Below are 18,647 nucleotides of genomic sequence, written 5' to 3' on the forward strand. Positions count from 1 at the left end.
TGTGCCGTTTCCTGCCGAGTGGGTAAGGTGGCCGGCAAGAAAAAGGCCGCACAAGATCGTGCGGCCTTTCCAAGTCTTCAAATCGTAGCCAATCAGGCTTTGGCTTCACCTTCTTCTTCGGCGGCCGGAGTTGCCAGCTCTTCGTCTTCCGAAGCGGCCGAGCCGATGTCGTCGAACAGTTCGGCAATCTCGAAATCGGCGGCTGCCTCTTCCTCGGCTGCCAGTTCCTGAATCGACTTGCCCGAGGCCTGCAGTTCGGCTTCTTCTTGCGAACGGGCCACGTTCAGCTTGATCTCGACCTCGACTTCGGGGTGCAGCTTCACGGCGACGGTGTGCAGGCCCAGTTCCTTGATCGGAGCGACCAGGGCGACCTGTTTCTTGTCGATCGAGAAGCCTGCCTCGGTTGCGGCCTCGGCAGCGTCACGCGGAGTGACCGAGCCATACAGCGCGCCGGCATCCGATGCCGAGCGAATCACGATGAACTGCTGGCCGTCCAGTCTCTCGGCCAGAGCCTCGGCTTCCTTGCGGGTTTCCAGATTGCGTGCTTCCAGCTGCGCTTTCTGGGCTTCGAAGGATGCGATGTTGGCTTCCGATGCGCTCAGGGCCTTGCCCTGGGGCAGCAGGTAGTTGCGGGCAAAGCCAGGCTTGACGTCCACGACGTCGCCCATCTGACCCAGCTTCGCAACGCGTTCCAGAAGGATAACTTGCATGTCAGTCTCTCCTTACTTCACGGCGTAGGGCAGCAGGGCGAGGAAGCGGGCGCGCTTGATGGCGCGGGCCAGTTCACGCTGCTTCTTGGCCGAGACGGCGGTGATGCGCGAAGGAACGATCTTGCCGCGCTCGGAAATGTAGCGTTGCAGCAGGCGGGTGTCCTTGTAGTCGATCTTGGGCGCGTTTTCACCCGAGAACGGGCAGACCTTGCGGCGGCGGAAAAACGGTTTTGCAGCCATGGTTTGGTGTCCTTTCTTCAGGCGGTGATCAACGGCGCTCGCGGCGGTCGCCGCGTTCGTCGCGCTTCTGCATCTGAACCGACGGGCCTTCTTCGTGCTCGTCGACCTTGATGGTCAGAACACGCATCACGTCGTCATGCAGGCGCATCAGGCGCTCCATTTCCTGAACGGCGCCGGCGGGGGCGTCGGTCTTGAGGAAGGCATAGTGGCCCTTGCGGTTCTTGTTGATCTTGTAGGCCATCGTCTTGACGCCCCAGTACTCGCTGTCGACGAGCTTGCCGCCGTTGTCCGCGAGGACGGTGCCGAAATGTTCGATGAGGCCTTCGGCCTGCGCGTTGGACAGGTCCTGACGCGCGATCATGACATGCTCATAAAGTGGCATGTGCTCTCCTGTTTCTATCAAGGCGCATTTCAAAGGCGGGCCATCAGACCTTTCGCGACCCGGCCACGAGAGACTGCGCGGTTCACAAAGCTTTGCGAAAGGATGGCCTCATATACACGCCTGAGCGGCGTGGGCAAGCCCCCTGTCCGAAATCCACGCCTGTGCCGCCCAATTACCATGTGCCTGCCCAAATGCTGACGCTTTTTGGCTAAAAGTTGAACAAGAGCCGGGACTATCCCGAGCGTCAGGCAATCTTGTTTCGGGGTGGGAAGACAGATGACCCTTACTAACGCCAAGACAATCGCGCAACCGATTGCGGAGCCAGCCCAGGGGACGCCGGTACCCGTGAAAATCACGTTCGCGGCAAACTGGCGCGCGCGCCTTATCCTGTTCAGGGCATTGGGGGCCTTTCTGGTCATGAGTGCCTTTGCAATGTGGGTCCTTCCCGGTTCGGTATTCAGCGCCGAGGTGCTGCCGATCAAGGCAGGCGCATCTCTGTTGTATCTCGTGTTCGGGGTCGTTCTGTTGACGCTCGAATTCGTCGGAGAGCGGCCGGACGCCTATTTCGATCCGATCCGCCGCGAAGTGCGTGTCCTGCAGAAGAACGAAAACGGGCGTCCGCAAACCGTCCTGCGCCGCAGCTACGACACCTTGGGCAGCGCCCGGTTCTCGGAGCGGCAGGTAGAACTCTATGACGTGGATGGCAGCCTGTTGATGAAACTGCCACTGCCCTCTCCGGAAGTCAGCCATGCCCTCAAGGGGCAGCTGAGCGGGTCAGTTCCGATTTCCCACTGAATTCGGGATGTTCGCCAGATCACAGACCCTGTGAAGTTTTGAAGATTGCGTGCCGCCCTCGGGCGGCACATTTCGTTTGCGTGTTCCCACAACAGGGGGCGCGCACATTCAGTTCATGGAGCACATCTGATGAAAACCATCCTCGTCGCAGCCGCGTTGGCGGCCGCCTCTTCCGCAGCACTGGCCGCGCCGGTCAAATATGTTCTGGACCCCAGCCACAGCCAGGTGGTGTTCGAATACAACCACCTGGGTTTCTCGAACACGACCGGCATGTTCTCGGGCTTTGAGGGCGAGATCCTGTTCGACCAGGAAAACCCGGCTGCCTCGAGCGTTTCGGTTTCCATGCCGGTCACGTCGATGTTCACCGGCTGGGAGGCGCGCGAGCAGCACTTCATGTCCGAGGATTTCTTTGGCGCCAAAGACGGCGATCTCGTGACCTTCACTTCGACCTCTATCGAGGTGACCGGCGAGAACACGGCCAAGATCACCGGCGATCTGAGCATGAACGGCGTCACCAAGCCTGTCGTACTGGATGCCAAGCTGAACCAGATGGGCGATCACCCGATGGCGGGCAAGCCCTGGGCCGGTTTCGACGCAACCACCACGCTGCTGCGTTCGGATTTCGAGGTTGGCAAATTCGCGCCTTACGTGGGTGATGAGGTCGAAGTCAGGATCTCGGTCGAGGCGATGAAGGCCGAATAAGACGGCCTTCCGAAACAGCTTGATGCCGGCCCCGGGAAGGGCCGGCTTTTGTTTCTTTCGCCGAATATCAAAAAATAGCGTGCTGGCGGGCGGACCGCGCCCGCCAGTTGCTTGTCACGACCCGGTGTGCTCGGGCTGCCGGATCGCGGTCAGTTCGACGCCGACTTCGACGGCAAAGGCCAGCGAGCTTTCATCCGGCATGTTCTGACCGATGCCGAAGTCGAGGCGGTCAAGGACCAGATTGCCCGACATGGTGGCCGTGCCGTCCGCGAGGTCGAGGGTGAACGGCAGCACGATATCCACGCTGCGGTCGCGGATGGTCAGGGGGCCTCGGGCCTCATATCCGGACTCGGTCTTGACGATTTCGCCCTTGAAGGTGGCGGTCGGAAACTCCGAGACGGCAAAGAAATCCGCGCTCATGGCCTGATCCGTCACGGTCCCCAGCGTCAGCGAGCCGATGGCAACGGTCACTTCGACATGGCCCGCCGGGCCGGGAGCGTCAGGCTCGTCAAAGGTGATTGCCGCCGTCCAGTCCGCGAACTGACCGGTGACCGGGGTGCCAAGCTGGCCAACGGTGATCGAGAGCGAGCCGTCTTGAACCTGCCAGTCCGATTGCACCATTTTCAGCGCAACGGTGGCCGGGCTCGAGGTCTGGTGCGTCGCAAAGGTTCCGGCATAAGCCCCGGCGCCCAGGGCCAGACCCCAAACTGCGAGAGCCGCAAGGGCGGGCCCGGCACCGTGCTGTTGCGCGGGCGGCTCGGGTGCGTTCGCATGGCCCGGAAGCATCCGGCGCAGCGTGGCGTCGCGGTCGATCACATGGTGCTTGATGGCGCCGAGGATATGCAGGGCCAGCGAGGCGACGAGCACCCATTGAAACACCCAGTGCAGCCCTGCGGTGATGTCCGCAAGGTTCTGTGACTTGGGCACCAGCGGCAGGTCTTGCCCGATGGGCAGCAGGATCGGCGCGAAGCCTTCGGTTGCGGCGTGGTGCACCCAGCCCGTCAGCGGCACGAGAACCAGCGAACCGTAGAGCAGCCAGTGCACGGCCTCTGCCGCAAGTGCCTCGGGTTTGTTTTCAGCATTCAGCAGGCCGGGCTTGGCCTGCGTCATCGCCCACAGTATTCGGGCCAGCGCGACGAAAAAGATGAGAACGCCCACGGTCTTGTGCAGGGAAAAGACCAGTGCCGTGCGCGAGATTTCCCCAGCCGTTGCCGTGACCGACGGATCGTTGACGGCTTCGGCCATGTTGGTCGCGGCCCAGCCCAGAGGAATCACGGTGAGAATGAGCAGGGCAGTCAGCCAATGAAAGGTCTTGGTGACGCTTCCATAGCTGCTGGCGGTATTGGCAAACGACATTCTGCGGGGCTCCTGTCTGTCTGGTTGTCGTTGCAACCTAGTCGCGCGGGATGACTGCACAATCGCAACGGCTGCACAGGGGACGTGCCCACATGCAGACCTTGTGCCGCGCGCGCGGGCGGTTTACACCGCGCCGCAACCCAACGTCACCTAAGAGGTCGCAATGACAATCGCATTCGTTTTCCCGGGGCAGGGCGCCCAGACGATCGGAATGGGCAAGGCGCTGGCCGATGCCTATCCGGCAGCAAAGGCCGTGTTCGACGAAGTGGATGAGGCATTGGGCGAAAAGCTCAGCGCGCTGATCTGGGAAGGCGAGATCGAGGAACTGACCCTGACCCAGAACGCGCAGCCGGCGCTGATGGCGACCTCGCTGGCGGCCATGCGCGCGCTCGAGGCCGAGGGTGTTTCGATCGACAAGGCGTCCTTCGTGGCCGGGCACTCGCTGGGCGAGTATTCGGCGCTTGCGGCGGCGGGTTCGCTGTCGGTGGCGGATACGGCACGTCTGCTGCGCACCCGTGGCCAGGCGATGCAGAGCGCCGTGCCCGTCGGTAAAGGCGCGATGGCGGCCATTCTGGGCCTTGACCTTGACGCCGTGCGGGCCGTTGCCGAAGAGGCCGCGCAGGGCGAGGTCTGTCAGGCCGCCAATGACAACGACCCGACGCAGGTCGTCGTGTCGGGGGCCAAGGCCGCGGTCGAGCGGGCCGCCGAGATCGCCAAGGAAAAGGGCGCGAAACGCGCGGTCATGCTGCCCGTCAGCGCCCCGTTCCATTGCGCACTGATGCAGCCGGCGGCGGATGTGATGGCCGAGGCGCTCGCGGGCGTCGAGATCAAGACCCCGGCCGTTCCTCTGGTCGCCAATGTGCGCGCCGAGGCGGTGACGGATCCCGACCTGATCCGGCAGTTGCTGGTGGAGCAGGTGACCGGCTCGGTCCGCTGGCGCGAAAGCGTGCAATACATGGCGGCGCATGGCGTGACCGAGGCATGGGAGATCGGCGCGGGCAAGGCTCTGTCGGGCATGATCCGCAAGATCGACCGTTCGATCACCTCCAAGGCGGTCGGCACGCCGGAGGATGTGACGAAAGTCACTGAGGGTGACGCCTGAATTTCGCTAGGAGGTTTGGGCGCGAGGCAATGAAGCAGCGCCCGGAAAGGGAAAGACGATGTTTGACTTGACTGGAAAGAACGCGCTGATCACCGGCGCATCAGGTGGAATTGGCGGCGAGATCGCCCGCGCCCTGCATGCGGCGGGTGCAACGGTCGCGCTGTCGGGCACCCGCGTGGAGCCATTGCAGGCCCTGGCCGACGAGCTGGGCGAGCGCGCCCATGTGCTGCCGTGCAACCTGAGCGACCCGGAGGCGGTCGAGGCGCTGCCGAAACAGGCGGCCGAGGCGATGGGCTCGGTGGACATCCTGGTGAACAACGCGGGCATCACGCGCGACAACCTGTTCATGCGGATGTCGGACGAAGAATGGCAGAGCGTGATCGACGTGAACCTGACCTCGACATTCAAGCTCTGCAAGGGCGTGCTGCGTGGCATGATGAAGGCGCGCTGGGGCCGGATCATCAACATCTCGTCGGTCGTCGGGGCCACCGGCAACCCGGGGCAGGGTAACTATGCGGCCTCGAAGGCGGGGATGATCGGCATGTCCAAGTCGCTGGCCTACGAGGTCGCCAGCCGGGGAATCACCGTCAACGCGGTTGCGCCGGGCTTCATCACCACGGCGATGACCGACAAGCTGACCGAGGATCAGAAGGCAGGTATTCTGCAGCAGGTGCCGGCAGGCCGCATGGGCGAGCCCGCCGAGATCGCGGCGGCGGTTCTGTATCTTGCAAGCCCCGAAGCCGGTTATGTGACCGGTACTACCTTGCATGTGAATGGTGGTATGGCCATGTTGTAGGCGGCGTTCGGGGCAGATGCGAAAGCGTTTGCCTCGCGCGTTCTGTGTGCTATAGGCGGCACATGTTTGAGGAGAGTTTCCCAGTGGGGCGGCTCTCGACTTCCCGGCGATCCGGGACCCAAACCGCCCGGAACGGGCAAAACAAAGCCACCCCGAGCGGGCAAGGGCAGAACCGGGCTCAGCGCCCTGAAGGAATGAGGAAAAGATATGAGCGACGTCGCAGATCGCGTGAAAAAGATCGTTGTTGAACACCTGGGTGTTGAAGAGGGCAAAGTGACCGAGAACGCGTCCTTCATCGACGATCTGGGCGCAGACAGCCTGGACACCGTTGAACTGGTCATGGCTTTCGAAGAAGAGTTCGGCATCGAGATTCCGGACGATGCGGCCGAAACCATCCAGACTTTCGGCGACGCAGTGAAGTTCATCACCGAAGCTTCCTGAGCTTTGACGTGAGAAAAAATGCGGCGCTTCCGGGCAACGGAGGCGCCCATTTTTTTTGTCCAACGGAAATCCGGCTTGCGTAACAGCCGGTTGTTTTGCACCCTGCATGTCGAGGCAGAAATATCGACGCGGGCAGGGCATGATACGATCCACCCCGATATTGAACACGGCGCGGCTGACGTTATGCGCCATGCGCCCCGAGGATTTCACGCGGTTCGCTGAAATCTGGGCGGATCCACGAGTCGTGCGCCAGACCAGGGGCAGGCCGCTGACGCGGGGCGAAGCGTGGGGTGAATTTCTGCGCAATGCGGGCCATTGGAACATGACAGGGTTCGGCCATTGGGCGGTGGTGCAGCAATCGAACCGGCAGATGGTTGGCCAGGCCGGCTTTCTGTATGGGAACCGCTGCCTGGGTGAGGATTTCGACGCATTCCCGGAAGCCGGTTGTGTGCTGGCGCCCGAGGTGCAGGGGGGCGGGCTGGGCTTCGAAGCCGCGCAAGCCGCCCATGACTGGTTTGACCGGGTGATTCCCGGCCCGTTGGTGGCCCTGACGGACGTCTTGAACACGGTTTCGATCAATCTGGCGAACAAGCTGGGCTACAGGCCCATGCGCGAAACCGAGCACGACGGAAGGACCGTGCTTTTGCTTCGACGGGATGGGCCGCCGGTCAGGAATTGAATCACTTTTTTCTCTGCCGCGCCGCAAATGGTGCCGCTCATGCCGAAACCGTGCAATGAGCCCGAATCTGGCCGCTATATGCTAAGCTGAACATCCATGGCGATTGGCGGAGGACCGGGCTCATGATCATTTACCCCACGATGGAACTGCAGAAAGGGCGGTGCGTGTCTCTGGAGATGGGACGGCTGGATTCACCCAATCTGTGGCATGTGGATCCGATCGAAACCGTTCGCGGCTGGGCTGCGGCAGGTGCCGAGTGGATGCACCTGACGGACCTGGATGCCGTCGTCGGATCGAGCGAGAACGAGGAGTTGGTCGAACAGATCATTCGGGCCGCCGAAATCCCGGTGCAACTGGGCGGCGGCATGCGCAGCAGAGAGCATGTCGAATACTGGATCGACAAGGGAGCAGGCCGTGTCGTCATCGGCACGCTTGCGGCGCTCGAGCCGATGTTGGTCAAGGAACTTGCCAAGCTGTATCCAGACCAGATCGTACTTTCGGTCGATGTGTGGGAAGGTTACGTCATGACCGAAGGGTGGCAGAATCAGAGCGCTTACACGCCGGATGCCTTTATCGAAGCCTTTGCCGATACACCGTTCGCCGCAATCATCGTGACGGATATCGAGAGTGACACGGTCCATGTCGAAGCGCAGCTTGGGTTGATCTCGGGGCTGGCGGAGAAGTCGCGTACCCCGATCATCGCCAGCGGTGTCGTGCGGAGCGTCGATGATATTTCACGCATTGCCTACATTCCCAACATCTCCGGGGTCATGGCCGGGCGCGCGCTGTTCCGCAAGACGCTTGATCTGGCCGAGGCGATCGAGGTTGCCAAGGGAGCGCACGAAAGGGTCGCGCAACTGCAATAGGGTTTGGTTTTGCCTGCTACCTTCGGCGAACCAATTCATTCGCCGAGGCGAGGGGGCTTGGTCCTGATCGAGGGGCTCCGTTCCGCGGGCGGGAGCCCCTTGCAATTTTCTGTCCCGGTCTTCCGCAAGGCAGGAAGGAAAAGAGCTGTGCCTGCGGGCGTGGGCTTGGCCCTCGTGGGTTTCGCAACCCGCGTTTCATGGCAAGTCGCCGGCCAAGCGGTCGCATGGCGCTGAGATTGAATGCCCCCTGCTCTTGCCCCCGCACCCTTGGCCGGGGTAAGAGCGGTTCTTGAACAGCAAGCAGGCAAGAGGCACTTCATGCGCAGAGTCGTTGTAACCGGTCTTGGATTGGTCACTCCACTGGCCAGCGGGGTCGAGGAAACCTGGTCGCGGCTGCTGGCCGGAGAGTCAGGTGCCGGCCCCATCACCTTGTTCGATGCCGAGGCCGCAGGCGTCACCACGACCTATGCCTGCGAAGTACCGCGTGGCGACGGAAGCGATGGCACCTTCAATCCAGATGACTGGATGCCGCCCAAGGAACAGCGCAAGATCGAGGATTTCATCCTGTATTCGATCGCCGCGGCCGAGATGGCCTGCAAGGATGCCAACTGGCTGCCCGAAGACGAGGAAGAGCGTCTGCGCACCGGCGTTCTGATCGGGTCGGGCATCGGCGGTCTGGGCTCGATCGCCGACACCGCCAACCTGATCCGCGACAAGGGTCCGCGTCGGGTGTCGCCGTTCTTCATCCCCGGCGCACTGATCAACCTGGCCTCGGGTCAGGTCTCGATCCGCTTCGGCTTCAAGGGGCCGAACCATTCGGTCGTGACCGCTTGTTCGACCGGCGCGCACGCGATCGGGGATGCCAGCCGCATCATCCGGTCGGGCGACGCCGACGTGATGATCGCCGGCGGCGGAGAGGGCTGCATCTGCGAGATCGGCATTGCCGGCTTCAACGCCTGCAAGGCGCTGTCGACCAAATTCGCCGACAACCCCAAGGCCGCCAGCCGCCCCTATGACGCCGACCGAGACGGTTTCGTGATGGGCGAGGGCGCCGGCATCGTGGTGCTGGAAGAATACGAGCATGCCGTGGCCCGTGGCGCCAAGATCTATGCCGAGGTTCTGGGCTATGGCATGTCGGGCGACGCCTATCACATCACTGCCCCCTCCGAGGACGGTGACGGGGCCGAACGCTCGATGAAGGCCGCGCTGCGCAATGCCGGGCTTGAACCCAAGGACATTGACTACATCAATGCGCATGGCACCTCGACCATGGCCGACACGATCGAACTGGGCGCGGTCGAGCGGCTGTTGGGCGAGCATGCCAGCAAGGCGACGATGAGTTCGACCAAATCCGCCACCGGCCACCTACTGGGCGCGGCGGGCGCGATCGAGGCCATCTTCTCGATCCTGGCGATCCGCGACCAGGTGGCGCCGCCGACGATCAACCTGGACAACCCGGCGGTTGAAACGCCGGTGGACCTGGCGCCGAACGCCAAGCGCGAGCGAGAGATCAACGTGGCGCTGTCGAACTCGTTCGGATTTGGCGGCACCAATGCGAGCGTGATCTTCGGAAAGGCGCGCTAGATGTTTCGGGCCTTTGCCTCGAACATGCTGACCATTCTGGTGGTGGGCCTGTTCCTTGTGGGCGGACTCATCCTGTGGGGCAAGTCGCAATACACGGCTGAGGGTCCGCTGGAAACGGCGATCTGCCTGCAGGTCAAACCCGGCGCCACCATGACACGCGTCAGCCGCGATCTGGAAGAGCAGGGCGCGATCAGCAGCAGCACGATCTTCCGGCTGGGCGCGCAATATGCCGACAAGACGCAGGCCCTCAAGGCGGGGAGCTTTCTGATCGAGGAAGGCGCCTCGATGGAGCAGATCGTCGAGGACATCACCAGCAGCGGGGCCAGCACCTGCGGGACCGAAGTCGTGTATCGCATCGGCGTGACCCGCAACCAGACGCAGGTTCGCGAGTTGAACCCGGCGACGCTGGAGTTCGAAGAAGTCGCCTCGTTCAACCCGGACGAGGACGCGGTGCCTGACGCCTATACCGAGGTGCGCGGGCAGGCCGACACCCGTTATCGTATTGCTTTGGCCGAGGGTGTTACCAACTGGCAGGTCGTGGAAGCCCTTGAAAACATGGACTTTCTGATCGGTGAGATCGGAGAGATTCCGCCCGAGGGAATGCTGGCGCCGGACAGTTACGAAGTGCGCGCGGGCACCCCGAGATCGGAGGTCTTGGCGACCATGCAGGAGCGCCAGTTGCAGCGCGTCAGCGCCGTGTGGGAGAAACGCCAGGAAGGGTTGCCGCTGAACAGTCCCGAAGAGATGCTGATCCTGGCCTCGATCATCGAGAAGGAAACCGGGATTCCCGACGAGCGTGGCACCGTGGCCAGTGTGTTCATCAACCGTCTTGAGCGCGGGATGAAGCTGCAGACGGACCCGACGGTGATCTACGGCATCACCAAGGGGCAAGGGGTGCTGGGGCGCGGCCTTCGCCGGAGTGAGCTTCGCCGGGCAACGCCTTACAATACATACCTGATCGACGGCTTGCCGCCGACGCCGATCGCCAATCCCGGGCTTGCCAGCCTGGAGGCCGCCGTGGCGCCGGAAGATACGGATTACGTGTTCTTCGTCGCGGATGGATCGGGTGGGCATGCCTTTGCCGAGACCTTGCAGGAGCACAACCGCAACGTCGCCAAGTGGCGTCAGGTCGAGGCGGAACGGCAAAACTCAGGCGACTGAGCTGTTCGGACGGATGGTCCGTTTTGTACTGGCCGGACGACGCGGTTCGTCCGGATTGTACAAACTGAAATCGGCGGTTCAGGGTTGAATTGACCCGGCAAGGGCGCGTGGGCACCTTGCCGGGTCAGTGCTCAGGCCGCCGTCTTTCGGCGCGGGCGGCGTTTCTTGTTCATGGGCTTGGGGGCGTCCGCTTTCCTCTGCGGTCCACGCCCGCGCTGCGAACGGTTGCCAGACCGCCGTGCCGGCTTCTTGGGCTCGGCAAATTCCGGCGCGGTTCCGCCGGCCACGGGGATCTCGATCTTCATCAGCTTCTGGATCTGGCGCAGCAGGTCGAACTCGTCAGAGGCGCAGAACGCGATCGCTTCGCCCTCGCGCCCGGCGCGGGCGGTGCGGCCGATGCGGTGGACGTAGTTGTCGGGCACGTTCGGCAGGTCGTAGTTGATGACATAGGCCACGCCGGGAATGTCGATGCCGCGCGCGGCCACGTCAGTGGCGACCAGCACGGTGATCTCGCCCTCGCGGAAGGCCTTGATGGCGCGGTCGCGCTGGCCCTGGCTTTTGTTGCCGTGGATCGAAGCAGCGTTGTAGCCATCGGCCACCAGCCCCTTCATCAGCTTTTCCGCGCCGTGCTTGGTGCGCGAAAACACCAGCGTCAGGGCGTCGGTGTCGCGCGAAAGGATCTCGCGCAGCTTGGCGGGTTTGTCCGGCTTTTCAACGAAATGCACCGACTGGGTGATCTTGTCGGCTGCCTTGCCCGGGGGCGAGACCTGCACCCGTTGCGGATTGGTCAGGTAGGCGCGGCTGAGTTCCTCCATCTGTTTCGGCATGGTGGCCGAGAACAGCATGGTCTGGCGCGGGGTGCCCAGTTCGGGCGCGATCCGGCGCAGGGCGTGGATGAAGCCCATGTCGAGCATCTGGTCGGCCTCGTCCAGCACCAGATGCCGGACCTGGCCGAGATCGACCGCGCCGCGCTCCATCAGGTCGATGAGGCGGCCGGGGGTGGCCACAAGGATGTCGGTGCCACGCGACAGGAACATGACCTGCTTGTTGATCGACTGCCCGCCGACGACGGTGGCCACGCGCAGTTTCGTCTTTTTGGTGAGCGTGCGCAGGCTGTCGGCGATCTGGTTCACCAGTTCGCGTGTTGGGGCGAGGATCAGCGCCTTGGCGGTTTTCGGCGCCGGTTTGCCGGGCTGCGCCAGCAGGTGGTCGGTCAGCGGCAGGCCGAAGGCCAGCGTCTTGCCGGTGCCGGTCTGGGCCAGGCCCAGGATGTCATGACCTTCCATGGCCAGCGGGATGGCCTGGTTCTGGATCGGGGTCGGTTGGGTGAAATTGGCGCGTTCAAGCGCATCGTTCAGGGCTGGCGCAAGGCCAAGCATGTCGAAATCGAACAAGTAGTCTTCCTTTGTGGTCCGCGCCTGCGTCTGCAATGCGCGAACGAGAGTCACTGATCGCGCGGGATGCGCGACCGGCAGGGGTTGTGCGTGGCCTCGGGAGCAGCAGGCGAATCCTGCGGCATCCGGCCGACGCGTCAAGAACCCTGCGTGAATGGGAACTGGAGATATGGGGCGCTGTCGGACCTCGGTTCTGGTCCGTGTGCTCACGCGGCAGCGCTGGAGGGACACATGAGGGCTGCGGCGTGGAATGTCAAGCCACCTCGGCAGATTGGTGCGGAACGGCGGCTTGTGCGGTATCCGGGCCGGGCCGTGTGAGTGGGTGGAAATTGAGATTTTATTAACCTCGACAGTGCGTTGCCCGTTGCGCGCTGTTGCGCGGAGCCTTGACTTGGCGCACGGTTTCGCGTATAAGTTGTGTCATGCTAGAAGAAGTGGGCAACGGCCCCGGGGCGACCCGGTGGCCGTTTTTCGTTTCTCTCGTGCGGAGATCACTCACGCATGAGGTCAAAAGGCAAACATGACTTTGATTACCCCGGAAGAGCGGGTGTCCCGGACGGCCGAGCTGTTGCAGTCGTTGGAGGTGTCCATTCGCGGTTTGCGGCAAGCGGCGGAAGACCTGCGCAGGCGGATCGAGACCGGGGAGGATGCAGACCTGGCGGGTTCAGCCAGACAACTCGGGCAGCTAGAGGGGCTGATCCGAAGTTGCCAGAAAGTGGAGACTAGCTTTGTCGAAAAATGTCACAGACAAGCGGGAATCGCCCAGGGGGGCTATGCGCTCGACCTGGAACGCGCCCGATCTGAGATCGGGTGCCGATTGGCTCGCCTCCGCGCCTGCTGCGGTGCGGGACAGGTTCCTGAGTGAAATCGGGGAGGGGGGGCTGTGTGCCCTCCCTTTCCTGTTCGAGTTCTGGGCGCTGCCGCATCAGTTGCCGCCCGAGGGCGACTGGCGGTCCTGGGTCATCATGGGCGGGCGCGGCGCGGGCAAGACGCGAGCCGGGGCCGAATGGGTGCGGTCGATGGTCGAAGGGGCCAAGCCGTTTGATGAGGGCGAGGCCCGGCGCGTGGCGCTGGTGGGCGAGACCTTTGACCAGGTGCGCGACGTGATGATCTTTGGCGACAGCGGGATCATGCAGTGCTCGCCCCCCGACCGGCGGCCACAGTGGAAGGCATCGGAACGCAAGCTGGTCTGGCCCAACGGGGCCGAGGCGCAGGCCTTTTCGGCGCATGATCCCGAGGGGCTGCGAGGGCCGCAGTTCGATGCGGCCTGGGTGGATGAACTGGCCAAGTGGAAGAAGGCGGGCGAGACCTGGGACATGCTGCAATTCGCGTTGCGGCTGGGCGAGCGGCCGCGGGTCTGCGTCACGACCACGCCGCGGAACGTGAAGGTTCTGAAGGATCTGCTGGCGGCGCCGTCCACGGTGATGACCCATGCGCCGACCGAGGCGAACCGGGCCAACCTGGCGGAGTCCTTTTTGCAGGAGGTGCGCGCGCGCTATGCGGGCACGCGGCTGGGGCGGCAGGAGTTGGACGGGGTGCTGCTGGCCGATGCCGAGGGGGCGCTGTGGACCGGCTCGATGCTGGATGCGGCGCGGGTCGAGGCGGTGCCCGAGCTGGACCGTGTTGTGGTGGCGCTGGACCCGGCGGTGACGGGCGGATCGGGCGCGGATGCCTGCGGGATCGTGGTGGTCGGCGCGCAGGTGCAGGGGCCGCCCGAGGCGTGGCGGGCCTATCTGCTGGCCGACCGGACCGTGCAGGGCGTTGGCCCGGCGGGCTGGGCGCGGGCGGCGATCGACGCGATGGACGAATTCGGGGCCGAGCGGCTGGTGGCCGAGGTCAACCAAGGCGGGCAGTTGGTGGAAGAGGTGGTGCGGCAGGTGGACCCTCTGGTCCCGTTCCGGGCGGTGCGGGCCTCGCGCGGCAAGGTGGCGCGGGCCGAGCCGGTGGCGGCGCTGTATGAGCAGGGTCGGGTGTTCCATGTGGCCGGGCTGGACGCGCTGGAGGAGCAGATGTGCCAGATGACCGCGCGCGGGTTCGAGGAGCAGGGCTCGCCCGACCGGGTCGATGCGCTGGTCTGGGCGCTGCATGAGCTGGTGGTGGGGCCGGCGGCGGCCTACCGGCGGCCGAGGGTGCGGGTTTTGTGATCAGTCGTCCGGCTTTTCGAACTTCGCGAAGGCCTCGGCATAATCGGGGTGCCAGCGCGAGAGGGCGGGGCGGTTGTGGATGATGTCCTCGGCAGCCCATTGAACGCGCCGGCGATCGCGTTCGGCGTCGACGTCGTTGTCGGGGCAGAGGATGTAGAAATCGCCTTGGGCCATGTGGCCCAGGAAATAGTCGACGGTCTGTTCGCTGGTCCAGGCGGCGGCTGGTTTTTCCGGCAGGAATGACGCGACCATGCCGGTATAGGTAAAGCCCGGAACGAACAGATGCGCCGAGATTGGCGCGCCGGCTTCGCGCAGCTCGTGCGCGAGCTGCTCGGTCAGCGTTTTGACGGCGGCTTTTGAGACATTGTAGCCGGGGTTTCCGGGCGGGGTGGTGATCCCCTGCTTTGACCCTGTGTTGATGACGACGGCCGGGCGGTCAGCCTCGATCATGCGGGGTAGGAAGGCGTGGACGCCGCGAAGAACCCCCAGAAAGTTCACGTCGAGAATTTTCTGCCAGTTGTCGAATGACTCCCATGTCTTCGTCGGCAGGCTGATCCCTGCGTTGTTCATCAACACGGCAACCTGCCCGGCAGCGAAAGCGGTGTCGGCGAGGTTTTCGATGTCGCCAAGAGAGGTGACATCCGTCGGCACCGCGGTGATGTTCACCGTGTCAAAGCCTGCTTTGAGGTCTTCCGTTGTCGCGTCAAGCGCCGGTCCCGGCAGATCGGCCAGTATCACGTCCAGCCCGGCTTGGGCAAAACGCAGGGCTGCGGTGCGCCCGACTCCGCTGGCGGCTCCGGTCACGACGGCGATGCCGCCGGTTTTCACTGCGCGTTCATACATGGCTGGTTCCTCCTGACACTCAAATCCAGAGGGTAGCGCATTTCGGTCGGATGCCGAGGTTTATCCTAAGGGCACACTTTCCAAAGCCGTTGCGCAACCGCCGTACGCCCCATTCCGGGGGCTTAAAGACCTTTCCGTCATAACTCCTTTCAACAAGCCGGGCAGAGCGGCGGCAGAAAGGAGCATCTGGACATGGTATTCGATTTCTTGCGTCGTGGAGCGGCTGAGAAAGCCCCCGAGGCCAAGGCGAGCGCCGCCGGGAAGGTGGTCGCCTGGCAGACTGGCGGGCGCGTGGCCTGGAGCCCGCGGGACACCGCCTCGCTGACACGCACGGGGTTTTCGGGCAACCCGGTGGGGTTCCGGTCGGTCAAGCTGATTGCCGAGGCGGCGGCGGCGCTGCCCCTGGTTCTGCAGGACGACGCGCAGCGGTACGAGACGCACCCGGTTCTGCGCCTGATGCGCCGCCCGAACGCGGCGCAGGGCAAGGCCGAGCTGCTGGAGGCTTTGTTCGGGCAGCTGCTGCTTTCAGGCAACGCCTATGTCGAGGCGGTGCAGGCCGAGGGCGGGCTGCCGGTGGAGCTGCATGTGCTGCGCTCGGACCGGATGAGCGTGGTGCCGGGGGCGGATGGCTGGCCCAGGGCCTATGACTATACCGCCGGGGGCAAGACGCACCGATTCCCGGCCGAAGCCATCTGCCACATCAAGTCGTTCCACCCGCAGGATGACCATTACGGGTTCTCGCCCCTGCAGGCGGCGGCCATGGCGATCGACGTGCACAACAGCGCCTCGCGCTGGTCGAAATCGCTGTTGGACAATGCCGCGCGGCCCTCGGGCGCGCTGGTGTGGAAGGGCGGCGACGGGCAGGGTGTGATGGCCGAGGAGCAGTTCCGCCGCCTGAGCGACGAGATCGAGGCGAACTATCGCGGGGCGCGCAATGCCGGGCGTCCGATGGTTCTGGAAGGGGGGCTGGATTGGAAGCCGATGGGCTTTTCCCCCTCGGACATGGAGTTTCAGAAGACCAAGGAAGCCGCCGCCCGCGAGATCGCGCTGGCCTTCGGTGTCCCGCCGATGCTGCTGGGGATCCAGGGTGACGCGACCTATTCGAACTACCAGGAGGCCAACCGGGCGTTCTATCGCCTGACCGTTCTGCCCCTGGTGACGCGGGTGGCGGCGGCGTTGTCGGACTGGCTGTCGGGCTTTATCGGCGAGAACCTGGTGCTGAAGCCCGATCTGGACCAGGTGCCGGCGCTGGCGGCAGAGCGTGACGCGCAATGGGCGCGGGTGGCCAATGCCGATTTCCTGACCGATGCCGAGAAGCGTGCTCTGCTGGGCCTGCCGGCGCTGGCGGAGACGGCGGATGGCTGACACGCCGGGATATCCGCCCTTTGACTGCGCGCCGGGCCTGCGTCTGGCCGCGCATGAGAGGGTGGCCGAGATCCAGCACGCGCATCTGTGCCGACGGCTGGATCAGATCGAAGAGATGATGGAACGGCTGGAGCGCCGGTTGTGGCTGACGGTCTATGGCGTGGCGGCGGTGATCCTGGCGCAGGCGTTCCAGTCTTTTCTGACGGTGACGCCATGAATTCAGTGGCTTACGAGGAGTTGTTCATGGATTTGGAACGCAAGTTCGCGCGGTTCGGCGATGGGCTGTCGGTGACCGAGGACGCGGTGATCGAGGGCTATGCCAGCCTGTTCGGCCAGGTCGATCAGGGCCGCGACGTGGTGCAGAAAGGCGCCTATGCCGCCTCGCTGGCCGGGCTGAAGGCGGCCGGACAGCGGGTCAAGATGCTGTGGCAGCACGACCCGGCCCAGCCCATCGGCGTGTGGGACGAGGTGCGCGAGGACGAGCGCGGGCTGTGGGTCAAGGGGCGGTTGCTGGAAAGCACCCAGAAGGGCCGCGAGGCGGCCGAGTTGATCCGCGCGGGTGCTCTCGACGGGCTGTCGATCGGCTATCGCACCAGGCGGGCCGTTAAGGATGACAAGGGCCGGCGGCTCTTGACGGAACTGGAGCTGTGGGAGGTGTCGCTGGTGACCTTCCCGATGCTGCCCAGTGCGCGGGTGGCGGCAAAGGGGACGGACCCTGATGCCGAGAATACCTGGCGCAGTATCGCCGAGGTGTTCCAGAGCGCCCGGCTGGAGCTGGCGCGAAGGTAGCGCGCCGAAATCTCACCCCAAGAAGGATGTGCTGATGAGCAAGACCGAGACCGCGGCCTTGACCGGAGAAGGTGTGCCCCTGGTTCAGGAGGTGAAGCGGGCGATGACTGACTTCGTGAATGAATACAAGGGCCTGAAGGCTGAAGTTCAACAGAAACTGCAACAGACAGAAGAGCGACTGACCATGCTGGATCGTAAATCAACCATCGCGGCGCGCCCGCATCTTGCGGCCTCGACCCTAGAGGAGGCGCCGCACCAGAAGGCCTTTGACGCCTATGTACGCTCGGGCGACGACGATGCCCTGCGCGGGCTGGAGATGGAGGCCAAGTCGCTGTCGACCGCCGTCAACAGCGATGGCGGCTACCTGGTCGATCCGCAGACCGCCGAGATGATCAAGTCGGTGCTGAAATCCACCGCCTCGATCCGCTCGATCGCGTCGGTCGTGAATGTCGAGGCGAACTCGTTCGACGTGCTGATCGACCATACCGACGTGGGCGCGGGCTGGGCCGACGAAAACGCGGCCGCCACCGAGACGGGCACCCCGTCGATCGACCGCATCTCGATCCCGCTGCACGAGCTGAGCGCCCTGCCCAAGGCCTCGCAGCGGCTGCTGGATGACAGTGCCTTCGACGTCGAGGGCTGGCTTGCCGGCCGTATCGCAGACAAGTTCGCCCGCGCCGAGGCTGCGGCCTTCATCAACGGCGACGGAATCGACAAGCCGAAGGGCATTCTGAACCATGCCAAGGTGGACAACGACGTCTGGACCTGGGGCAATCTGGGCTATGTGCCCACCGGTGTCGCGGGCGGCGTCGATGCCGATGCGATCGTGGACGTGGTCTATGCGCTGGGCGCGCAGTACCGCGTGAACGGCACCTTCGTGATGAATTCGAAAACCGCGGGCGTGATCCGCAAGCTCAAGGACAGCGACGGCCGCTTCCTGTGGTCGGACGGCCTGGCCGCAGGCGAGCCCGCGCGCCTGATGGGCTATCCGGTGCTGATCGCCGAGGACATGCCCGACCCGGGCACCGACAGCTACTCGATCGCCTTCGGTGACTTCTCGGCCGGCTACACCATTGCCGAGCGCCCCGACCTGCGCGTGCTGCGCGATCCGTTCAGCGCCAAGCCGCATGTGCTGTTCTACGCCACCAAACGCGTGGGGGGCGATGTCAGCGACTTTGCCGCCATCAAGCTGGTGAAATTCGGCACCGCCTAATCGGTGCCGGATCCGGGGCGGGCAGACCGCCTCGGGTCGCGGGCGCGGGCCGGGCTGAGATCCCCCGCGTTGTCTAGCTGCTCCC

The 18,647-nt window shown here is 64.1% G+C and carries 20 protein-coding genes; 14 read left to right on the plus strand and 6 right to left on the minus strand.

What is annotated here, in order from left to right; translation table 11 throughout:
* Positions 1–92: 92 nt before the first annotated feature.
* Genes rplI through rpsF form a run of 3 tightly spaced genes read right to left on the minus strand, consistent with a single transcriptional unit; the run spans position 93 to position 1,332 of the window.
* The gene (gene rplI / locus AVO45_RS09545; RefSeq protein ID WP_068346290.1) at positions 93–710 is read right to left on the minus strand and encodes a 50S ribosomal protein L9; all 618 of its coding nucleotides are present in this window, start codon (positions 708–710) and stop codon (positions 93–95) included.
* 12 nt (positions 711–722) lie between these two features.
* Complete coding sequence (rpsR, locus tag AVO45_RS09550) at positions 723–950, minus strand: 30S ribosomal protein S18 (protein WP_005608650.1); 228 nt, start codon at positions 948–950, stop codon at positions 723–725.
* A 28-nt stretch (positions 951–978) separates the two neighbouring features.
* Positions 979–1,332 carry a 30S ribosomal protein S6 gene (gene rpsF, locus AVO45_RS09555; protein WP_068346292.1) on the minus strand — a complete coding sequence of 118 codons (354 nt, stop codon included), beginning with the start codon at positions 1,330–1,332 and terminating at the stop codon, positions 979–981.
* Positions 1,333–1,677: 345 nt separating this feature from the next.
* On the opposite strand from rpsF, the gene AVO45_RS09560 reads away from it, so the two are divergent.
* Positions 1,678–2,127 (plus strand): hypothetical protein, encoded by a 450-nt coding sequence (locus AVO45_RS09560; protein ID WP_240482107.1) that lies wholly within the window; start codon positions 1,678–1,680, stop codon positions 2,125–2,127.
* Between the two features lie 129 nt (positions 2,128–2,256).
* Positions 2,257–2,829: a YceI family protein gene (locus AVO45_RS09565; protein ID WP_068346297.1), complete on the plus strand. Its 573-nt coding sequence runs from the start codon at positions 2,257–2,259 to the stop codon at positions 2,827–2,829.
* A 114-nt stretch (positions 2,830–2,943) separates the two neighbouring features.
* Here AVO45_RS09565 and AVO45_RS09570 read toward each other — a convergent pair whose 3' ends face one another.
* Positions 2,944–4,185 carry a cytochrome b/b6 domain-containing protein gene (locus AVO45_RS09570; RefSeq protein ID WP_068346299.1) on the minus strand — a complete coding sequence of 414 codons (1,242 nt, stop codon included), beginning with the start codon at positions 4,183–4,185 and terminating at the stop codon, positions 2,944–2,946.
* Positions 4,186–4,348: 163 nt separating this feature from the next.
* Between AVO45_RS09570 and fabD the strand changes: the two genes are divergently transcribed.
* The 7 genes from fabD (at position 4,349) to mltG (ending at position 10,814) form a co-directional block, all read left to right on the plus strand.
* Positions 4,349–5,287 (plus strand): ACP S-malonyltransferase, encoded by a 939-nt coding sequence (gene fabD, locus AVO45_RS09575; protein WP_068346301.1) that lies wholly within the window; start codon positions 4,349–4,351, stop codon positions 5,285–5,287.
* A gap of 58 nt (positions 5,288–5,345) precedes the next feature.
* Positions 5,346–6,083 (plus strand): 3-oxoacyl-ACP reductase FabG, encoded by a 738-nt coding sequence (gene fabG / locus AVO45_RS09580; RefSeq protein ID WP_068346303.1) that lies wholly within the window; start codon positions 5,346–5,348, stop codon positions 6,081–6,083.
* Positions 6,084–6,290: 207 nt separating this feature from the next.
* Complete coding sequence (locus AVO45_RS09585) at positions 6,291–6,524, plus strand: acyl carrier protein (protein ID WP_068346305.1); 234 nt, start codon at positions 6,291–6,293, stop codon at positions 6,522–6,524.
* 139 nt (positions 6,525–6,663) lie between these two features.
* The gene (locus tag AVO45_RS09590) at positions 6,664–7,203 is read left to right on the plus strand and encodes a GNAT family N-acetyltransferase (RefSeq protein WP_068346307.1); all 540 of its coding nucleotides are present in this window, start codon (positions 6,664–6,666) and stop codon (positions 7,201–7,203) included.
* A gap of 122 nt (positions 7,204–7,325) precedes the next feature.
* On the plus strand, positions 7,326–8,069 hold the full coding sequence (locus AVO45_RS09595) for a 1-(5-phosphoribosyl)-5-[(5-phosphoribosylamino)methylideneamino]imidazole-4-carboxamide isomerase (protein WP_068346310.1): 744 nt from the start codon (positions 7,326–7,328) through the stop codon (positions 8,067–8,069).
* Between the two features lie 318 nt (positions 8,070–8,387).
* On the plus strand, positions 8,388–9,653 hold the full coding sequence (gene fabF / locus AVO45_RS09600; RefSeq protein ID WP_068346312.1) for a beta-ketoacyl-ACP synthase II: 1,266 nt from the start codon (positions 8,388–8,390) through the stop codon (positions 9,651–9,653).
* On the plus strand, positions 9,654–10,814 hold the full coding sequence (gene mltG, locus AVO45_RS09605; protein ID WP_068346314.1) for an endolytic transglycosylase MltG: 1,161 nt from the start codon (positions 9,654–9,656) through the stop codon (positions 10,812–10,814).
* A gap of 131 nt (positions 10,815–10,945) precedes the next feature.
* Here the strand turns inward: mltG and AVO45_RS09610 are convergent, their stop codons facing one another.
* The gene (locus AVO45_RS09610) at positions 10,946–12,208 is read right to left on the minus strand and encodes a DEAD/DEAH box helicase (RefSeq protein WP_068346315.1); all 1,263 of its coding nucleotides are present in this window, start codon (positions 12,206–12,208) and stop codon (positions 10,946–10,948) included.
* Positions 12,209–12,981: 773 nt separating this feature from the next.
* Here AVO45_RS09610 and AVO45_RS09620 point away from each other — a divergent pair.
* A complete protein-coding gene (locus AVO45_RS09620; RefSeq protein WP_240482108.1) occupies positions 12,982–14,352 on the plus strand; it encodes a DNA-packaging protein in 1,371 nt (456 codons plus the stop codon).
* Here AVO45_RS09620 and AVO45_RS09625 read toward each other — a convergent pair whose 3' ends face one another.
* Entirely contained in the window at positions 14,353–15,195 is an 843-nt protein-coding gene (locus AVO45_RS09625) for an SDR family NAD(P)-dependent oxidoreductase (protein WP_068346318.1), read from the minus strand.
* 192 nt (positions 15,196–15,387) lie between these two features.
* Between AVO45_RS09625 and AVO45_RS09630 the strand changes: the two genes are divergently transcribed.
* From AVO45_RS09630 to AVO45_RS09645, 4 genes are read left to right on the plus strand one after another with little or no spacing between them, the layout of a single operon-like run.
* Positions 15,388–16,560, plus strand: a complete 1,173-nt coding sequence (locus tag AVO45_RS09630; protein WP_068346320.1) for a phage portal protein — start codon at positions 15,388–15,390, stop codon at positions 16,558–16,560.
* Positions 16,553–16,777: a GTA head formation protein, RCAP_rcc01685 family gene (locus AVO45_RS09635; RefSeq protein ID WP_068346322.1), complete on the plus strand. Its 225-nt coding sequence runs from the start codon at positions 16,553–16,555 to the stop codon at positions 16,775–16,777. The genes AVO45_RS09630 and AVO45_RS09635 overlap by 8 nt, the downstream gene beginning before the upstream one ends.
* 26 nt (positions 16,778–16,803) lie before the next feature.
* A complete protein-coding gene (locus AVO45_RS09640; protein WP_068346324.1) occupies positions 16,804–17,349 on the plus strand; it encodes an HK97 family phage prohead protease in 546 nt (181 codons plus the stop codon).
* Positions 17,350–17,383: 34 nt separating this feature from the next.
* The gene (locus AVO45_RS09645) at positions 17,384–18,562 is read left to right on the plus strand and encodes a phage major capsid protein (RefSeq protein ID WP_068346327.1); all 1,179 of its coding nucleotides are present in this window, start codon (positions 17,384–17,386) and stop codon (positions 18,560–18,562) included.
* Positions 18,563–18,647: the final 85 nt, after the last annotated feature.

This window comes from Ruegeria marisrubri, from assembly GCF_001507595.1.
GTDB classification, from domain to species: Bacteria; Pseudomonadota; Alphaproteobacteria; order Rhodobacterales; family Rhodobacteraceae; genus Ruegeria; species Ruegeria marisrubri.

Excerpts from the sequence above, each read along its gene's own strand:
- mltG (WP_068346314.1), top strand. The coding sequence starts at position 9,654 with ATGTTTCGGGCCTTTGCCTCGAACATGCTGACCATTCTGGTGGTGGGC.
- AVO45_RS09585 (WP_068346305.1), top strand. The coding sequence starts at position 6,291 with ATGAGCGACGTCGCAGATCGCGTGAAAAAGATCGTTGTTGAACACCTG.
- fabG (WP_068346303.1), top strand. The coding sequence starts at position 5,346 with ATGTTTGACTTGACTGGAAAGAACGCGCTGATCACCGGCGCATCAGGT.
- fabD (WP_068346301.1), top strand. The coding sequence starts at position 4,349 with ATGACAATCGCATTCGTTTTCCCGGGGCAGGGCGCCCAGACGATCGGA.
- AVO45_RS09645 (WP_068346327.1), top strand. The coding sequence starts at position 17,384 with ATGAGCAAGACCGAGACCGCGGCCTTGACCGGAGAAGGTGTGCCCCTG.
- AVO45_RS09570 (WP_068346299.1), bottom strand. The coding sequence starts at position 4,185 with ATGTCGTTTGCCAATACCGCCAGCAGCTATGGAAGCGTCACCAAGACC.
- AVO45_RS09565 (WP_068346297.1), top strand. The coding sequence starts at position 2,257 with ATGAAAACCATCCTCGTCGCAGCCGCGTTGGCGGCCGCCTCTTCCGCA.
- AVO45_RS09635 (WP_068346322.1), top strand. The coding sequence starts at position 16,553 with ATGGCTGACACGCCGGGATATCCGCCCTTTGACTGCGCGCCGGGCCTG.
- AVO45_RS09640 (WP_068346324.1), top strand. The coding sequence starts at position 16,804 with ATGGATTTGGAACGCAAGTTCGCGCGGTTCGGCGATGGGCTGTCGGTG.
- AVO45_RS09630 (WP_068346320.1), top strand. The coding sequence starts at position 15,388 with ATGGTATTCGATTTCTTGCGTCGTGGAGCGGCTGAGAAAGCCCCCGAG.
- AVO45_RS09595 (WP_068346310.1), top strand. The coding sequence starts at position 7,326 with ATGATCATTTACCCCACGATGGAACTGCAGAAAGGGCGGTGCGTGTCT.
- rpsF (WP_068346292.1), bottom strand. The coding sequence starts at position 1,332 with ATGCCACTTTATGAGCATGTCATGATCGCGCGTCAGGACCTGTCCAAC.
- fabF (WP_068346312.1), top strand. The coding sequence starts at position 8,388 with ATGCGCAGAGTCGTTGTAACCGGTCTTGGATTGGTCACTCCACTGGCC.
- rpsR (WP_005608650.1), bottom strand. The coding sequence starts at position 950 with ATGGCTGCAAAACCGTTTTTCCGCCGCCGCAAGGTCTGCCCGTTCTCG.
- rplI (WP_068346290.1), bottom strand. The coding sequence starts at position 710 with ATGCAAGTTATCCTTCTGGAACGCGTTGCGAAGCTGGGTCAGATGGGC.
- AVO45_RS09625 (WP_068346318.1), bottom strand. The coding sequence starts at position 15,195 with ATGTATGAACGCGCAGTGAAAACCGGCGGCATCGCCGTCGTGACCGGA.
- AVO45_RS09590 (WP_068346307.1), top strand. The coding sequence starts at position 6,664 with ATGATACGATCCACCCCGATATTGAACACGGCGCGGCTGACGTTATGC.
- AVO45_RS09620 (WP_240482108.1), top strand. The coding sequence starts at position 12,982 with ATGCGCTCGACCTGGAACGCGCCCGATCTGAGATCGGGTGCCGATTGG.